This window comes from Pseudomonas peradeniyensis (assembly GCF_014268935.2).
In the GTDB taxonomy this organism is placed as follows: domain Bacteria; phylum Pseudomonadota; class Gammaproteobacteria; order Pseudomonadales; family Pseudomonadaceae; genus Aquipseudomonas; species Aquipseudomonas peradeniyensis.
Window position 1 is genome coordinate 152,266 of record NZ_JABWRJ020000002.1, and the last position, 15,661, is coordinate 167,926.

Sequence of the window (15,661 nt, forward strand, 5' to 3'; positions counted from 1 at the left end):
GCAGCGCCGTAAAAGTAGCATTATCTAGCCTCGGCACCATTGCGCGGGGTCGGTGGGCCGGCCCTGCTGGCGAATCGCGAAGTACAGGCCGGCGTTGTCCTGACCACCGCTGTCGCCGACGGTGGAGATGGCATCGCCGGCCTTGACGATGTCGCCGGCGCTCTTGAGCAGGCTCTGGTTGTGGCCGTACAGGCTCAGGTAGCCATTGCCATGGTCGAGAATGACCAGAAGTCCAGCGCCGCGCAACCAGTCGGCGAACACCACGCGCCCGCCGTGCACGGCGCGCACCTGGGTGCCGGCGCTGGCGCCGATCATCACCCCGTCCCACTTGGCCCGGGCATCGCCACCGCGGGTATCGCCGAAACGTGCCAGCAATCGACCATTGACCGGCCATGGAAGTTTGCCCCGGGCCGCAGAAAAAGCGCCGCCGTAGCTGGCGCCATCGCTGGAAACCACCGGGCCAAGGGTGGTGCGGGCCTTTTTCGGCGCCTCCTCAGGCTCCTGGGCACGGGCCGCCGCGGCCAGGGCCTGTTCCTTGCGGCGTTTCTCTTCTTCCTGCCTGGCCAGCAGGGCGCGCTGGCGCGCTTCCTCGGCCTCGCGGGCCTGGCGGGCCAGGGTTTCCTCGATGGTCTTGAGCACCTTGCCCAGGTCGGCCTGGTCCTGCTCGCGGCTCTGCAGCTTCTGGTCGCGCTCTTTCATGTCGCTGTTGAGCTTGGCCAGCACCTGCTGGCGCTTGTCGCGCTCGGCCACCAGCGCTTGGCGACGGCCGTCGAGGTCGGCGCGTTGGGTCAGCAGCTGTTCCTGCTGGCGGGCGATGTCCTGCTCGACGTTGGCCAACTGGCGCAGGGTCTCGTTGAAGGCGCGCAACTGATCCATGCGTGCCTTGCTGAGGTAGTCGTAATAGGTGAGGGTGCGAGCGAACTTCTCGGGGTTCTGCTGGTTCAGCAGCAGCTTGAGGTATTCCTCGCGGCCATTGTTCTGGTAGGCCGAACGGGCCTGGATGGCAATCAGGCGTTGCTGTTCAACGCGGGCGCTCTGGAGTTTTTTTTTCTCGTGATCAAGGCGCTCCAGCTCGCCCTCGGTCTTTTTTAGTTCTTGCTGCAGTGCCTCCACCTGTTTCTCGAGGGTGCCGATGTCGGTCTCGGTGGACTTGAGGTCTTTCTGCACGCCGGCTTTCTCCTCCTGGAGCTTGCCCAGCATCTTCTTCAGCTCGGCGATGTCCTGGCGGGTGGCGTCCAGCTGCTGCTGGGTCTGCGCGCGCTCGTCGGCGAAGGCCGGGGTGAGCAGGCATGACAGGGCTAGTAAGAAGAGGGCGCGGAGCATGGGGTTTGGCGTACCGGGGATGGAGACTGGCCTAGTATGCCCTTGCGGGCCTGCAAAAAAAACGCCCCGCGGCATGTGCAGCGGGGCGTTGGTCTGGAAATCATGCGTAAATGTCGTCGCAACACGCGTGGGAGCGGGCTTGCCCCGCGATTGCATTCGCGGGGCAAGCCCGCTCCCACGCAGTGATTACAGGTCGACCAGGATCGAAGTACCGGTCATCTCGACTGGTTTTTCCAGCCCCAGCAGCTTGAGCATGGTCGGCGCTACATCGGCCAGCACGCCGCCTTCGCGGACCTTGACCTGGCGCTTGCCGACATAGATGAATGGCACCGGTTCGCTGGTATGGGCGGTGTGCGCCTGGCCGGTGCACTCGTCTTCCATCTGCTCGACGTTGCCGTGGTCGGCGGTGATCAGCGCTTCGCCGCCGACCTTGTCCAGGGCCTCGACGATACGGCCGACGCAGACGTCCAGGGCCTCGACGGCCTTGACCGCCGCTTCGAACACGCCGGTGTGGCCGACCATGTCGCCGTTGGCATAGTTGACCACGATCACGTCATAACGCTGCTGCTCGATGGCCTCGACGATGCGGTCGGTGACCTCGGGAGCGTTCATTTCCGGCTGCAGGTCGTAGGTGGCGACTTTCGGCGACGGGATCAGGATGCGCTCTTCGCCTTCGAACGGCTCTTCACGACCACCGGAGAAGAAGAAGGTGACATGCGCGTACTTCTCGGTTTCGGCGATACGCAGCTGGGTCTTGCCGTTTTTCGCCAGGTATTCGCCCAGGACATTGTCCAGACTGGACGGGGCAAACGCGGCTGGCGCCGGAATTTTCGCCGAATACTGGGTCAGGCCGATGTACGCCGCCAGCTTGGGCAGGCGTGCCCGTGGGAATTCGTTGAAGTCCGGCTCGACGAGTGCCCGGGACAGCTCACGGGCACGGTCGGCGCGGAAGTTCATGAAGATGACCGCGTCGCCATCCTCGACCTTGACGGCTTCACCAATGCGCGTGGCCTTGACGAACTCGTCGTTCTCTTCGCGGGCGTAGGCGGCTTGCAGGCCTGCAAGGGCGCTGTCGGCGGTGTATTCGGCGGCGCTGTCGACGATCAGGTTGTAGGCGGCGCTGACGCGGTCCCAGCGGTTGTCGCGGTCCATGGCATAGTAGCGGCCGATCAGGCTGGCGATGCGGCCCTTGCCCAGGCGGGCGAAGGTGGCGTCGAGCAGTTCGATCGATGACTGGGCGCTGCGCGGCGGGGTGTCGCGGCCGTCGAGGAAGGCGTGCAGGTAGATCTTCTCGGCGCCACGCTGCGCGGCCAGCTCGGCCATGGCGATCAGGTGGTCCTGGTGGCTGTGCACGCCGCCGTCGGAGAGCAGGCCGAGGATGTGCACGGCCTTGCCGGCGCCGACGGCCTTGTCCACCGCGCCGCCGAGCACGGGGTTCTCGAAGAACTCGCCGTCACGGATGGCCTTGGTCACCCGGGTGAAGTCCTGGTACACCACGCGGCCGGCGCCGAGGTTCATGTGACCGACTTCGGAGTTGCCCATCTGCCCGTCGGGCAGCCCCACGTCCATGCCGGAGCCGGAGATCAGGCCATGCGGCTGGGTGGCGCGCAGGCGGTCGTAGACCGGCGTGTTGGCCGCGAAGATGGCGTTGTATTCGGGGCTTTCGCTGTGACCGAAGCCATCCAGGATGATCAGGACCAGGGGTTTAGGCGTACTCGTCATCAATCAAACTCACGGTTGTTCAAAGATGATAAAGACACGCATTTTAGGGCAAATCCGCCAGCGACGGCGAATATTCCTCCCCTTGCCCGACAGGCGCGGTCAGGCATGCAACATGAAGACGCGTTTGCCGCCAGCCCAGTGGGCTTTGGCGGTCATGGGGCGCTGTGTATACTGGCCGCCATTTTCAATCGCCTGGAACACCCCTGATGGTTGCTCACCTGATTCAATTCGCGACAGATCACTACATCCTGGTGGCCATTTTCGTCGTCCTGCTGGTCCTGCTGCTGATCAACGAAGTCCGCCGTGGCGGCCAGAGCCTGAGCAACGGCCAGCTGACCGCCCTGGTCAACGCCGACAAGGCCGTGGTGATCGATATCCGTACCGCCAAGGAATACTCGGCCGGGCATATCGTCGGTGCGCTGAACATTCCGCAGGACAAAGTCGCCGGCCGCATGAGCGAGCTGGAAAAACACAAAGAGAAGACCCTGATCGTCGTCGACGCGATGGGCCAGCAGTCCGGCACCCTGTGCCGCGAGCTGCTCAAGGCTGGTTACACTGCCGCCAAGCTCAGCGGTGGCGTTTCCAGCTGGAAAGCCGATAACCTGCCCCTGGTGAAGTGATATGAAGCCCGTCATCGTCTATTCCAGCGACTACTGCCCCTACTGCATGCGCGCCAAATACCTGCTCGAGAGCAAGGGCGTGGCGTTCGAGGAGATCAAGGTCGACGGCAAGCCCCAGGTTCGCGCCGAAATGAGCCAGAAGGCCGGCCGTACCTCGGTGCCGCAGATCTGGATCGGCAGCACGCACGTCGGTGGATGCGATGACCTCTATGCCCTGGAGCGCGCGGGCAAGCTCGACGCGCTGCTGGCGGCCTGATTCGCACTGCATTCAAGAACATTAGGAAAAGGATCTGCCATGACCGAGCAACAGACCAACGGCGCCACTGACGCCACCGCCCCACAATTCTCCCTGCAGCGCATCTACGTGCGCGATCTGTCGTTCGAGGCCCCGAAAAGCCCGCAGATCTTCCGCCAGCAGTGGGAGCCGAGCGTCTCGCTGGACCTGAACACCCGCCAGAAAGCCCTGGAAGGCGACTTCCACGAAGTCGTGCTGACCCTGTCGGTGACCGTCAAGAACGGCGACGAAGTGGCCTTCATCGCCGAAGTGCAGCAGGCCGGCATCTTCCTGATCGCCAACCTGGACGCGGCCTCGATGAGCCACACCCTCGGCGCGTTCTGCCCGAACATCCTGTTCCCGTACGCCCGCGAGACCCTGGACAGCCTGGTGACCCGCGGCTCGTTCCCGGCGCTGATGCTGTCGCCGGTCAACTTCGACGCCCTGTACGCGCAAGAAATGCAGCGCATGCAGGAAGCCGGTGAAGTGCCGACCGTGCAGTAATCGCTGTAACAAGAAAGGGCGACTTCGGTCGCCCTTTTTTGTTCGTCTTTTAGCAAGGCTTAGCTTCGTGGGAGCGGCGGTGCGCCGATGCGACTTGCCCCGCGATAGGCCCTTTCAGGCAAACCCCTGCTGCCGCCACGCCTCGTACACCGTCACCGCCACGGTATTGGACAGGTTCAGGCTCCGGCACCCCGGCCGCATCGGCAGGCGCAGGCGCTGCTCGGGTGGCAGGCTGTCCAGCACCTCGGCCGGCAGGCCACGGCTTTCAGGCCCGAACAGGAAAGCATCGCCAGGTAGGTACTCGACCTCATGGAACGGGTGCGAGCCCTTGGTGGTGAAGGCGAACAGCCTTGGCTGATTCAGGCTTTCCAGGCATTCGGCCAGGCTCTGGTGACGCTTGAGCGTGGCATACTCGTGGTAGTCCAGCCCTGCCCGGCGCAGGCGCTTGTCGTCCAGTTCGAAGCCGATCGGCTCGATCAGGTGCAGGTCGCAGCCGCTGTTGGCGCACAGGCGGATGATGTTGCCGGTATTCGGCGGAATTTCTGGTTGAAAAAGGATGACGTGAAACATGCACGGCTCCAAGCATGAAGATGACGGGCATTCTACCCCCGAACCCGACCCGCGTTCGAAGGCCTTCCCGCGGGTGATCCTGTCGCTGGCGATTGTCGGGCTGATGGTCGGCATGATGATCGGGCGTTTGACCACCCCGGAAGAACGGGTGCTCGAGCAGGTGCAGGTGGTGCAGGATGGCCTGGACCTGTGGTTCAACGAAGAGCCCAAGCTGCATGGCGAGAACGTCCAGGGCACCGTGGCCATCGTGTTCGAGGCCCAGGGCAAGACCCAGCGGGGTCAGCTGACGCTGCAGGACAAACCGGTGGGCTGGCGCCTGCAGAAGAGCGAGGAGGGGCTGGTGCTGACCGTGGTGGCCGCCCGCCCCCTGCGCGGCGAGTGGAACGCGACGGAGGACGCGGGGCGCTGGCGGGTGCAGGTGAGGCTGCACGAATAAAAGAGGGGATTTCCCGGCCTGCCTGTACCAGGGTCCCCGAAACTGCGCGATTGCAAAGTAAAGAGGGGGTATCCCGGCCTGCCTGTACCGAGGCCCCCGAAACTGGAGATACGGTGGATTAAGCAGAGAGTGTGCCAGCTTCATATTCCCCCATGAGTATTGAGGTCGGGGCAATTTCCTTTGCAGGTTTTTAACGGTGTAGCGCCCTGCGGCGGTGCACGCGGCACAGGATCGGTGCGCACTTACCTGTTCTCGGCCTGGTAAAAATGTCAGTTTCTGTTCTGTCGCTGTGCTGTTAGCGTGATGGCAAGGACTACGGAGGAGTCAAGGCGGTGGCATACTTGGCGCTGTGTGACAGGCAACGCTCGTCACTGGGAATGGCTGCCGTTTCCCGAGCGTACTCACCTTATGGGCTGACGGCAGGCGCGTCGGATTCTCTGCTTGGTTATTGCGGTCAGCCCATGGATCCCATGATGGCCACTTATTTTCTGGGAAATGGTCATCGTCTCTATAGCCCTAGGCTGATGCGCCTGTACTCGCCGGATCGCCTGAGTCCATTTGCTGCAGGAGGCATCAACGGATACGCCTATTGCAGTGGAGACCCGATCAACCGTCATGATCCCTCTGGGCAGGACTGGAGCCTGATTAAGGATCTTGCCATCGGGATTTTTTCGTTCTGGAAATCGGCTGAGACCAATTACAAGCGGTTCGAAAAAGGTGCCAAGCTGGCAGAGAAGAAAAGATTGAACCCTCATGATATGAAAATTCAACAGGAGCCTGGTCCCAGTGTGCTTGTCACGACACTGAATTGGACGGCTCAAGTGGGTGGGGGTTACACCATTGGATTGGTGGTGCTCAAAATGCTTGGAATAACGATCACTCCCGAGGTCATGAACATAATGTCCTCTGCCACAGGTCTGCAGGCGGTACTCGCTTACGTCGCGGCACGACGGGAAAATCGCATGAGAAAAGACAAGACCTCTGACAATATCGCACGGCAAATTGGCTCGCTAGAGCATGACGCAGCCGTTATCGCGATATTCCTTCATACCCGAGCTGCTATCAATGCGGGCGGTGCCGAGCCTGCATGGCAAAACGGTCCAGGGGTTTTCCACGCTTCCTCCATTGATGAGACTGATTATCGAACTTGGAGCCACTCCCAGGCCCAAAGCTAGAATGGGCAACCGAAGTAGCTACGTGGTGGAGAACGTTGGGTTCGATACGCACCAATCCCGATAGAGCCAGGTTACTACAGCGCCTCGTAGCTGTTACCGCGGCACGCGGCTACGAGGCGCTGTTTGTCTTGCTGTGATCAGTGCTCCTCGCCGTCTTCTTCGTCCCCGCCATCGATTTTCATCCCCAGCTCCTTGATCTTGCGCGTCAGGGTATTGCGCCCCCAGCCCAGCAGCAGGGCCGCGTCACGGCGACGCCCGGCGGTATGCTTGAGCGCGGTCTCGATCATGATCCGCTCGAAACTGGGCACGGCGCTGTCGAGCAGGCTCGACTGGCCACGGGCCAGGGCCTGGTCGGCCCATTGGCGCAAGGCCTGTTCCCAGTTGGTCACGGGCGCGGCGTCCTGGGGCAGGTTGAGCAGTTCCGGCGGCAGGTCGCCGACCAGCACCTCGCGGCTGGAGGCCATCACCGTGATCCAGCGGCAAGTGTTCTCCAGCTGGCGCACGTTACCCGGCCAGGGCAGGTTGCGGATGAACTCCTCGGTCTCAGGCTTGAGCAGCTTGGGTTCCACCGCCAGCTCCTGGGCGGCGCGGCCGAGGAAGTGACGGGCCAGGGCCGGGATGTCCTCGCGCCGGTCCGCCAGGCGCGGGATATGGATGCGAATCACGTTGAGGCGGTGGAACAGGTCTTCGCGGAACTTGCCGGCCTGCACCAGCGACTCGAGGTTCTGGTGGGTGGCGGCGATGATGCGCACGTCCACCTTCACCGGCACATGGCCGCCGACCCGGTAGAACTCGCCATCGGCCAGCACCCGCAGCAGGCGGGTCTGGGTGTCGGCGGGCATGTCGCCGATCTCGTCGAGGAACAGCGTGCCGCCGTCGGCCTGCTCGAAACGGCCGCGACGCAGGTTGGCGGCGCCGGTGAAGGCGCCTTTCTCATGGCCGAACAGCTCGGATTCCATCAGGTCCTTGGGGATCGCCGCCATGTTCAGGGCGATGAACGGCGACGCCGCTCGCGGGCTGTGGCGGTGCAGGGCGTGGGCCACCAGCTCTTTGCCCGTGCCGGACTCACCATTGATCAGCACGGTGATGTTGGAGTGGCTGAGGCGACCGATGGCGCGGAACACCTCCTGCATCGCCGGCGCCTCGCCGATGATCTCGGGCGTACGGGCCAGCGCCTGGGGCACTTCCAGGGCTTGCTGCTCCTGGGCATGCTGGTTGGCGCGCTTGACCAGCGACACCGCCTCGTCGACATCGAACGGCTTGGGCAGGTACTCGAAGGCGCCGCCCTGGTACGAGGCCACGGCGCTGTCCAGGTCGGAGTGGGCGGTCATGATGATCACCGGCAACCCCGGGTGCTGTTCGCGGATCTGGGCGAGCAGGTCGAGGCCGCTGGCGCCGGGCATGCGTATGTCGGAAATGATCACGTCCGGCTGCTGGCGGGCCAGGCGGCCCATGACGCCGTCGGCGCTGTCGAAGCTCTGGGTGGTCATGCCTTCCTGCTGCAGGGCCTTTTCCAGGACCCAGCGGATGGAACGATCATCATCGACGATCCAGACGGTTTCACTTCGGCTCATGGGGCGGTGGCTCCTTGTTCCAGGGGCAGGTAGATCGAGAAGGTGGTGTGGCCGGGGTGGCTCTCGCACTCGATCAGGCCCTGGTGCTGGCTGATGATGTTCTGGGTGATGGCCAGGCCCAGCCCGGTACCGTCCGGACGGCCACTGACCATGGGGTAGAAGAGGGTGTCCTGCAGTTCCGCTGGGATGCCGGGGCCGTTGTCGACGATCTCGATCCTGGCGACCAGGCGGTGACGGACATGGCCGATGGTGAACTGGCGCACGGCGCGGCTGCGCAGGGTGATGCGGCCCAGGCGCAGCTCGTTCTGCCCGCCGATGGCCTGCATGGCGTTGCGCACGATGTTGAGCACGGCCTGGATCATCTGCTCACGGTCGATCAGCACGTCCGGCAGGCTCGGGTCGTAGTCGCGCACCAAGGTGATGCAACCCTGGCTCTCGGCGTCGACCAGGCTGCACACGCGCTCGAGCACTTCGTGGATGTTGGTCATGGCCAGCGACGGCAGCTTGTTCGAGCCGAGCATGCGGTCGACCAGGTTACGCAGGCGGTCGGCTTCCTCGATGATCACGTTGGTGTAGTCGCGCAGGCTCTCTTCCGGCAGTTCGCGGGCCAGCAGCTGGGCCGCGCCGCGGATGCCGCCGAGGGGGTTCTTGATCTCGTGGGCCAGGCCGCGCACCAGCATCTTGGTGGTCTCCTGCTTGCTCAGCTGGGCCTCTTCCTTGGTGATGCGCAGCAGGCGGTCGCGCGGGTGCACCTCCAGCAACAGCAGGGTCTGGCCCAGGTGCAGGATGGGGGTGACGGCATAGTCGACGGTGATGGTCTGGCCGGTCAGCGAGGTCAGCTGCGCTTCACGCTTGGTGAACGGGTGCGCCTGCTCCACCGCCTGGCGCAACGAATTGAGCGCCTCGGTCGATTCGGTGAACAGCTCGCTGATGAACTGCCCGTGGCTGCGCTGGCCGCTGACGGCCAGCAGCATCTCCGCCGCCGGGTTCATGTACTCCAGGCGCAGTTCAGAATTGAGCAACAGCGTGGCCGTGGTCAGGTTGTCCAGGAGCAGACGGTGCTGTGCATCGCTGATGGTCATAAGGCGTCGTTGACCTCTTTTGGCACAGTGGCGCCCAAGAGCTCGGGCCTGGGGCGCGCACGGAAGAGTGCTGGATGCAGTGAAAATGCAAGAACCAAACCAAGGCTCCGAAAAGAAGCGGAAAATCCGGATAAAGACCGGGAATTGCGCGAATTCGAGCCATAAAGCCCTGGTTTATCGATTCTTGTGACCCAAATTGGGATGCATGATGGGGCGTGTCGCTCAGTCATGCACCAATATGGAGCATAGGGCGGTCAGCGCAATTTGCACAGCTGGGCGCTGGCGCGAACCAGGGCGAGGTGGCGGGTGGTGTCCTGGGTGCGTTGTTGCAGGGCGTCGGCCAAGTGGTTGGCGCAGTTGTCCGGCGGGGTCTGGTCAAAGCGGGCGAGGGCGCTCAGCAGCTGTTCCTGCAGCAGGTCCAGTTCAGGGCGCACTTCGCTGGCCAGGTCGCGGCGTGGAAGGGCTGGCGCTTGTCGGGCGCGATGCCAGGTGTCGAGCAGGTGGTACTGCAGGAGCTTGTTGGCTTCGATCTGGTCGGCAAAGAAGGCCTCGACGCGTGTCGCATCCAGGTGGTGGGCGACGGCGGCCTGGCGTGCGCCGAGCAATACCTGCTGCTCGCGGGCGCTGGCCTGCACGGGTTGCTGGTGATCCCACTTGTGCAGGGCGACCGCTTCGGCCAGGTCCAGGCGCCGGTCAATGGTGGCAAGCAACTGATCCAGGGTTGGCGTGACGCTCGGTGGGGTGGCACAGCCGGATAGGGCGAAGCAGCAGGTCAGGGCGAGGGTGGTGGCACGCATGGCGATCTCCTTGGGAATGAAGCCTCGAGTGTCGCCTTTGGCGTTGCGGCGGCTAATAGGTGTTGTCCGATGATGAGGGTATGAAAAAGAAACGGCCTCCCGAGGGAGGCCGTCCTGATGTCATCGACGCGGGGCGCCGATCATATCAGCAGCTGTAGTACAGCTCGTATTCCAGCGGGTGCACGAAGGTGCGGACCTTGATTTCTTCTTCGCTCTTCAGCTCGATGAAGGCATCGATGAAGTCGTCGGAGAACACGCCGCCCTTGGTCAGGAACGCACGGCCCTTGTCCAGCTCTTCCAGGGCTTCCTTCAGGCTGCCGCACACCTGCGGGATGTCCTTGGCCTCTTCTGGCGGCAGGTCGTACAGGTTCTTGTCGGCGGCATCGCCTGGGTGGATCTTGTTCTGGATGCCGTCCAGGCCGGCCATCAGCAGGGCGGCGAAGGCCAGGTACGGGTTGGCCGATGGGTCCGGGAAGCGTGCTTCGATACGGCGGGCTTTCGGGCTGCCGACGTATGGAATACGGATCGAGGCGGAACGGTTGCGCGCCGAGTAGGCCAGCATCACCGGGGCTTCGAAACCTGGGACCAGACGCTTGTAGGAGTTGGTCGAAGGGTTGGTGAAGCCGTTCAGGGCCTTGCCGTGCTTGATGATGCCGCCGATGAAGTACAGGGCGGTATCGGACAGGCCGGCATAGCCTTCGCCGGAGAAGGTGTTCTTGCCGTCTTTCCAGATCGACATGTGCACGTGCATGCCCGAGCCGTTGTCGCCGTACAGAGGCTTGGGCATGAAGGTGGCGGTACGGCCGTAGGCGTCGGCAACGTTGTGCACGACGTACTTCAGGGCCTGTACTTCGTCAGCTTTCTTGACCAGGGTGTTGAACTTGACGCCGATTTCGTTCTGGCCGGCGGTCGCCACTTCGTGGTGGTGAACTTCGACGGTCTGGCCCATTTCTTCCAGGGCGTTGCACATGGCGGTGCGGATTTCGTGGTCGTGGTCGAACGGCGGAACCGGGAAGTAGCCGCCTTTCACGCCCGGACGGTGGCCTTTGTTGCCGCCTTCGACGTCAGCGCCGGTCATCCACGAGCCTTGCTCGGAGAAGATCTTGAACATCGAGCCGGAGATGTCCGACTGGAACTTCACTTCGTCGAAGATGAAGAACTCAGGCTCCGGGCCGGCGAACACGGTGTCACCGATGCCGGTGCTCTTCAGGTACTCTTCGGCGCGCTTGGCGATGCCGCGCGGGTCGCGATCGTAGCCCTGCATGCTCGACGGATCGACGATATCGCAGGTGATGATCAGGGTCGGCTCTTCGGTGAACGGGTCCAGCACGGCGGTGTCGTCGACCGGCATCAGGATCATGTCGGAGGCTTCGATGCCTTTCCAGCCAGCGATGGAGGAACCGTCGAACATCTTGCCGACTTCGAAGAAGTCTTCGTCCAGGCCATCGCGCGCCGGCATGGTCACGTGATGCTGAATGCCCTTGGTGTCCGTGAAACGCAGATCAATCCACTTGACGTCATGATCTTTGATGAGTTGAACCGACTTCGACATGTTGTCCTCCGGATGGTCTAGGGCGCAGTTGGCCGCTGCCCTGGAAAAAGGGTGTCGCTGGGCGCGGATAGTCGGCCAAGCGTACCTGCCTCACAAGGGAGCAAATTGCATGCCAGTGCCCAAAAATGGCGAACGTGGGATGGAAGGGGGCGTTGGCGGGCATTTCATGAAGATATGGAGTGTAGCCTTGCACTCATAAGATGCGTTTTTTGGTGTTGATGCACCATTATGGTGCTCTCGTGCCGGCGCGGGCCTTATCGCGGGGCAAGCCCGCTCCCACGCAGCAGGCCGACGAGGGGTGGTGCGGCCAACATAAATCGCACCTTCTGTACAAAAGTTGCTCAAACCTTGAGCGATTTCCGCTATAATTCGCGCCCCCTATTTTCGGCAGGCCCTGCGCGCGCTGTTAAACCAATGAAACTTATCGTCAAAGTCTTCCCAGAGATCACCATCAAGAGCCGGCCGGTGCGCAAGCGCTTCATCCGCCAGCTCGCCAAGAACATCCGCAACGTGCTCAAGGACCTGGATCCCGAGCTCGCGGTTGACGGTGTCTGGGACAATCTCGAGGTGGTTACCCGCGTCGAGGACGAGAAGATTCAGCGCGAGATGATCGAGCGCCTGTCCTGCACCCCGGGTATCACCCACTTCCTGCAGGTCGAGGAATACCCGCTGGGCGACTTCGACGACATTGTCGCCAAGTGCAAGCACCACTTCGGCCACCTGCTGGCCGGCAAGTACTTCGCCGTGCGCTGCAAGCGCGGCGGCCACCACGACTTCACCTCGATGGACGTCGACCGCTACGTCGGCAGCCAGTTGCGCCAGCAGTGCGGCGCCGCCGGCATCGAGCTGAAGAAGCCAGAGGTGCTGGTGCGCATCGAGATCCGCGACCAGCGCTTGTACGTGATCCACAATCAGCACAACGGCATCGGCGGTTATCCGCTGGGCGCCCTGGAGCAGACCCTGGTGCTGATGTCCGGTGGCTTCGACTCCACCGTGGCGGCCTACCAGATGATGCGCCGCGGCCTGATGACCCACTTCTGCTTCTTCAACCTCGGTGGCCGCGCCCACGAACTGGGTGTGATGGAAGTGGCGCACTTCCTGTGGAAGAAGTACGGCAGCAGCCAGCGCGTGCTGTTCATCAGCGTGCCGTTCGAGGAAGTGGTCGGCGAAATCCTCAACAAGGTCGACAACAGCTATATGGGCGTTACGCTCAAGCGCATGATGCTGCGCGCGGCTGCGCGCATGGCCGACCGCCTGCAGATTGACGCCCTGGTCACCGGCGAGGCGATTTCCCAGGTCTCCAGCCAGACGTTGCCGAACCTGTCGATCATCGATTCGGCCACCGACAAGCTGGTGCTGCGTCCGCTGCTGGCCAGCCACAAGCAGGACATCATCGACCAGGCCACCGAGATCGGCACCGCCGATTTCGCCAAGCACATGCCCGAGTACTGCGGCGTGATCTCGGTGAACCCGACCACCCATGCCAAGCGTCACCGCATGGAGCACGAAGAGAAGCAGTTCGAAATGGAAGTGCTGGAGCGTGCCCTGGAGCGCGCCAAGTTCATTTCCATCGACCACGTGATCGATGAGCTGGGCAAGGACATCGAAGTCGAGGAAGTGGCCGAGGCGCTGCCCGGTCAGATCGTCATCGACATTCGTCACCCTGATGCCCAGGAAGACGAACCCCTGGCGCTGGAAGGTATCGAAGTCCAGGCCATGCCGTTCTACGCGATCAACAGCAAGTTCAAGCACCTGGACCCCACGCGCCAGTACCTGCTGTATTGCGACAAGGGTGTGATGAGCCGTCTGCACGCACACCACCTGCTCAGTGAGGGACATGCCAATGTGCGTGTTTATCGTCCGACATAAGACGCCAGGGCTGTATGGCGGCAGCATCCGCCATCGCCCTCCCGACCGCCGGGCCCGCTGAGCCTTAAACAGTACATATTGGCCGCCTACACTGGCGGCAACCGAATCCTCTGATCGAGATACAGTTGTGATCGAAAATCTGCGTAACATCGCCATCATCGCCCACGTTGACCATGGTAAAACCACCCTGGTCGACAAACTCCTGCGCCAGTCCGGCACCCTGGAGCGTAACGAGCTCAACGACGAGCGCGTCATGGACTCCAACGACCAGGAAAAAGAGCGCGGCATTACCATTCTGGCGAAGAACACCGCCATCAACTGGAACGGCTACCACATCAACATCGTCGACACCCCCGGCCACGCCGACTTCGGTGGCGAGGTCGAGCGTGTAATGTCGATGGTCGACTCCGTGCTGCTGCTGGTCGACGCGCAAGACGGCCCGATGCCGCAAACCCGCTTCGTGACCAAGAAGGCCTTCGAAGCCGGCCTGAAGCCGATCGTCGTGATCAACAAGGTCGACCGTCCGGGCGCGCGTCCTGACTGGGTTCTGGACCAGATCTTCGACCTGTTCGACAACCTCGGCGCCACCGACGAACAGCTGGACTTCAAAGTCGTCTACGCCTCGGCCCTGAACGGCATCGCCGGCCTGGACCACACCGCCATGGGCGAAGACATGACCGCGCTGTACCAGTCGATCGTCGACAACGTACCAGCACCGTCTGTTGATCGTGACGGCCCGTTCCAGATGCAGATCTCCGCTCTGGACTACAACAGCTTCCTCGGTGTTATCGGCGTTGGCCGTATCGCCCGTGGTCGCGTCAAGCCGAACACCCCGGTTGTTGCCATCGATGTTGACGGCAAGAAGCGCAACGGTCGTATCCTCAAGCTGATGGGCCACCACGGCCTGCACCGCGTCGACGTCGAAGAAGCCCAGGCTGGCGACATCGTCTGCATCAGCGGTTTCGACGAGCTGTTCATCTCCGACACCCTGTGCGCCCCGGATACCGTCGAGGCGATGAAGCCGCTGACCGTTGACGAGCCAACCGTTTCGATGACCTTCCAGGTCAACGACTCGCCGTTCTGCGGCAAGGAAGGCAAGTTCGTCACCAGCCGTAACATCAAGGACCGTCTGGACAAAGAGCTGCTGTACAACGTTGCCCTGCGCGTTCAGGAAACCGATTCCCCTGACAAGTTCAAGGTATCGGGCCGTGGCGAGCTGCACCTGTCGGTACTGATCGAAACCATGCGCCGTGAAGGCTTCGAGATGGCCGTGGGCCGTCCTGAAGTGATCATCCGCGAAGTCGACGGCGTCAAGCAGGAGCCGTTCGAGAACGTCACCATCGACATCCCTGAAGAATCCCAGGGCAAGGTCATGGAAGAGATGGGCCTGCGTAAAGGCGACCTGACCAACATGGTTCCGGATGGCAAGGGCCGTGTTCGCCTGGAATACAACATTCCAGCCCGTGGTCTGATCGGTTTCCGCAACCAGTTCCTGACCCTGACCAACGGTGCAGGCATCCTGACCTCGATCTTCGATCGCTACGACACCATGAAGTCGGGCCAGATGTCCGGCCGTCTGAACGGTGTCCTGGTTTCGGTCGAGACCGGCAAGGCCCTGACCTACTCGCTGGAAACCCTGCAGGCTCGCGGCAAGCTGTTCGTTGAACACGGCCAGGAGATCTACAACGGTCAGATCATCGGCCTGAACAGCCGTGACAACGACCTGGGCGTGAACCCGACCAAAGGCAAGAAGCTCGACAACATGCGTGCTTCGGGCAAGGACGAAGTCATCGCCCTGGTTCCGCCGGTTCGTCACACTCTGGAACAGGCCCTGGAATTCATCCAGGACGACGAGCTGTGCGAAGTCACGCCGAAGTCGATCCGTCTGCGCAAGAAGATCCTCGACGAAGGCGAGCGTACCCGCGCTGCCAAGAAAGCCAAGAACTGAGTCATTAGTTCAGGCTGAATGAAAACGCCCCCGGTCGAAAGGCCGGGGGCGTTTTTGTTTGTGTGTTGTTTGCCGCATGTTGCGCTTGAAGCACTTGCTCACGAACCAGGTTTGGCAGGGCTTTGCCCTAGTGTCCTGTCTCGGAAATAAGCTGTTCACTTTTGGCGGCGTCTTGGGCGCCCGGCCGGCGTTGCCACTCCTCGCCATAGCCCTGC

The 15,661-nt window shown here is 62.4% G+C and carries 14 protein-coding genes; 7 read left to right on the forward strand and 7 right to left on the reverse strand.

Annotated features, from left to right (window positions below; all coding sequences use genetic code 11):
• Positions 1 to 24: 24 nt before the first annotated feature.
• Positions 25 to 1,323 carry a murein hydrolase activator EnvC family protein gene (locus HU751_RS10175; RefSeq protein WP_186711971.1) on the reverse strand — a complete coding sequence of 433 codons (1,299 nt, stop codon included), beginning with the start codon at positions 1,321 to 1,323 and terminating at the stop codon, positions 25 to 27.
• Between the two features lie 186 nt (positions 1,324 to 1,509).
• Positions 1,510 to 3,045, reverse strand: a complete 1,536-nt coding sequence (gpmI, locus tag HU751_RS10180) for a 2,3-bisphosphoglycerate-independent phosphoglycerate mutase (RefSeq protein ID WP_186732490.1) — start codon at positions 3,043 to 3,045, stop codon at positions 1,510 to 1,512.
• A 206-nt stretch (positions 3,046 to 3,251) separates the two neighbouring features.
• On the opposite strand from gpmI, the gene HU751_RS10185 reads away from it, so the two are divergent.
• From HU751_RS10185 to secB, 3 genes are read left to right on the forward strand one after another with little or no spacing between them, the layout of a single operon-like run.
• Complete coding sequence (locus HU751_RS10185) at positions 3,252 to 3,665, forward strand: rhodanese-like domain-containing protein (protein WP_028688411.1); 414 nt, start codon at positions 3,252 to 3,254, stop codon at positions 3,663 to 3,665.
• Between the two features lies 1 nt (position 3,666).
• Complete coding sequence (gene grxC, locus HU751_RS10190; protein WP_003249204.1) at positions 3,667 to 3,921, forward strand: glutaredoxin 3; 255 nt, start codon at positions 3,667 to 3,669, stop codon at positions 3,919 to 3,921.
• A 39-nt stretch (positions 3,922 to 3,960) separates the two neighbouring features.
• Complete coding sequence (gene secB / locus HU751_RS10195) at positions 3,961 to 4,443, forward strand: protein-export chaperone SecB (protein WP_186732491.1); 483 nt, start codon at positions 3,961 to 3,963, stop codon at positions 4,441 to 4,443.
• Positions 4,444 to 4,557: 114 nt separating this feature from the next.
• On the opposite strand, the gene trmL is transcribed toward secB, so the two are convergent.
• Entirely contained in the window at positions 4,558 to 5,013 is a 456-nt protein-coding gene (gene trmL / locus HU751_RS10200) for a tRNA (uridine(34)/cytosine(34)/5-carboxymethylaminomethyluridine(34)-2'-O)-methyltransferase TrmL (RefSeq protein ID WP_186732492.1), read from the reverse strand.
• Between trmL and HU751_RS10205 the strand changes: the two genes are divergently transcribed.
• Together HU751_RS10205 and HU751_RS10210 are read left to right on the forward strand one after the other, a co-directional pair.
• Positions 5,012 to 5,449: a hypothetical protein gene (locus HU751_RS10205; protein ID WP_186732493.1), complete on the forward strand. Its 438-nt coding sequence runs from the start codon at positions 5,012 to 5,014 to the stop codon at positions 5,447 to 5,449. The genes trmL and HU751_RS10205 overlap by 2 nt on opposite strands.
• Positions 5,450 to 5,826: 377 nt before the next feature.
• Complete coding sequence (locus tag HU751_RS10210) at positions 5,827 to 6,624, forward strand: RHS repeat-associated core domain-containing protein (RefSeq protein ID WP_186732507.1); 798 nt, start codon at positions 5,827 to 5,829, stop codon at positions 6,622 to 6,624.
• Between the two features lie 137 nt (positions 6,625 to 6,761).
• Here HU751_RS10210 and ntrC read toward each other — a convergent pair whose 3' ends face one another.
• The 4 genes from ntrC to glnA all read right to left on the reverse strand — a co-directional run bounded on the left by ntrC (position 6,762) and on the right by glnA (position 11,629).
• Entirely contained in the window at positions 6,762 to 8,198 is a 1,437-nt protein-coding gene (gene ntrC / locus HU751_RS10215; protein ID WP_186732494.1) for a nitrogen regulation protein NR(I), read from the reverse strand.
• Positions 8,195 to 9,280, reverse strand: a complete 1,086-nt coding sequence (gene glnL / locus HU751_RS10220) for a nitrogen regulation protein NR(II) (protein ID WP_186732495.1) — start codon at positions 9,278 to 9,280, stop codon at positions 8,195 to 8,197. Before glnL ends, ntrC begins: the two co-directional genes overlap by 4 nt.
• Before the next feature lie 254 nt (positions 9,281 to 9,534).
• The gene (gene aroQ / locus HU751_RS10225) at positions 9,535 to 10,077 is read right to left on the reverse strand and encodes a gamma subclass chorismate mutase AroQ (RefSeq protein WP_186732496.1); all 543 of its coding nucleotides are present in this window, start codon (positions 10,075 to 10,077) and stop codon (positions 9,535 to 9,537) included.
• Positions 10,078 to 10,222: 145 nt separating this feature from the next.
• Positions 10,223 to 11,629 (reverse strand): type I glutamate--ammonia ligase, encoded by a 1,407-nt coding sequence (glnA, locus tag HU751_RS10230; RefSeq protein ID WP_008095432.1) that lies wholly within the window; start codon positions 11,627 to 11,629, stop codon positions 10,223 to 10,225.
• A 414-nt stretch (positions 11,630 to 12,043) separates the two neighbouring features.
• Here glnA and thiI point away from each other — a divergent pair, with 414 nt between their 5' ends.
• A complete protein-coding gene (gene thiI / locus HU751_RS10235) occupies positions 12,044 to 13,498 on the forward strand; it encodes a tRNA uracil 4-sulfurtransferase ThiI (protein WP_062572589.1) in 1,455 nt (484 codons plus the stop codon).
• Positions 13,499 to 13,625: 127 nt separating this feature from the next.
• Positions 13,626 to 15,446 carry a translational GTPase TypA gene (gene typA, locus HU751_RS10240; protein ID WP_186732497.1) on the forward strand — a complete coding sequence of 607 codons (1,821 nt, stop codon included), beginning with the start codon at positions 13,626 to 13,628 and terminating at the stop codon, positions 15,444 to 15,446.
• Positions 15,447 to 15,661: the final 215 nt, after the last annotated feature.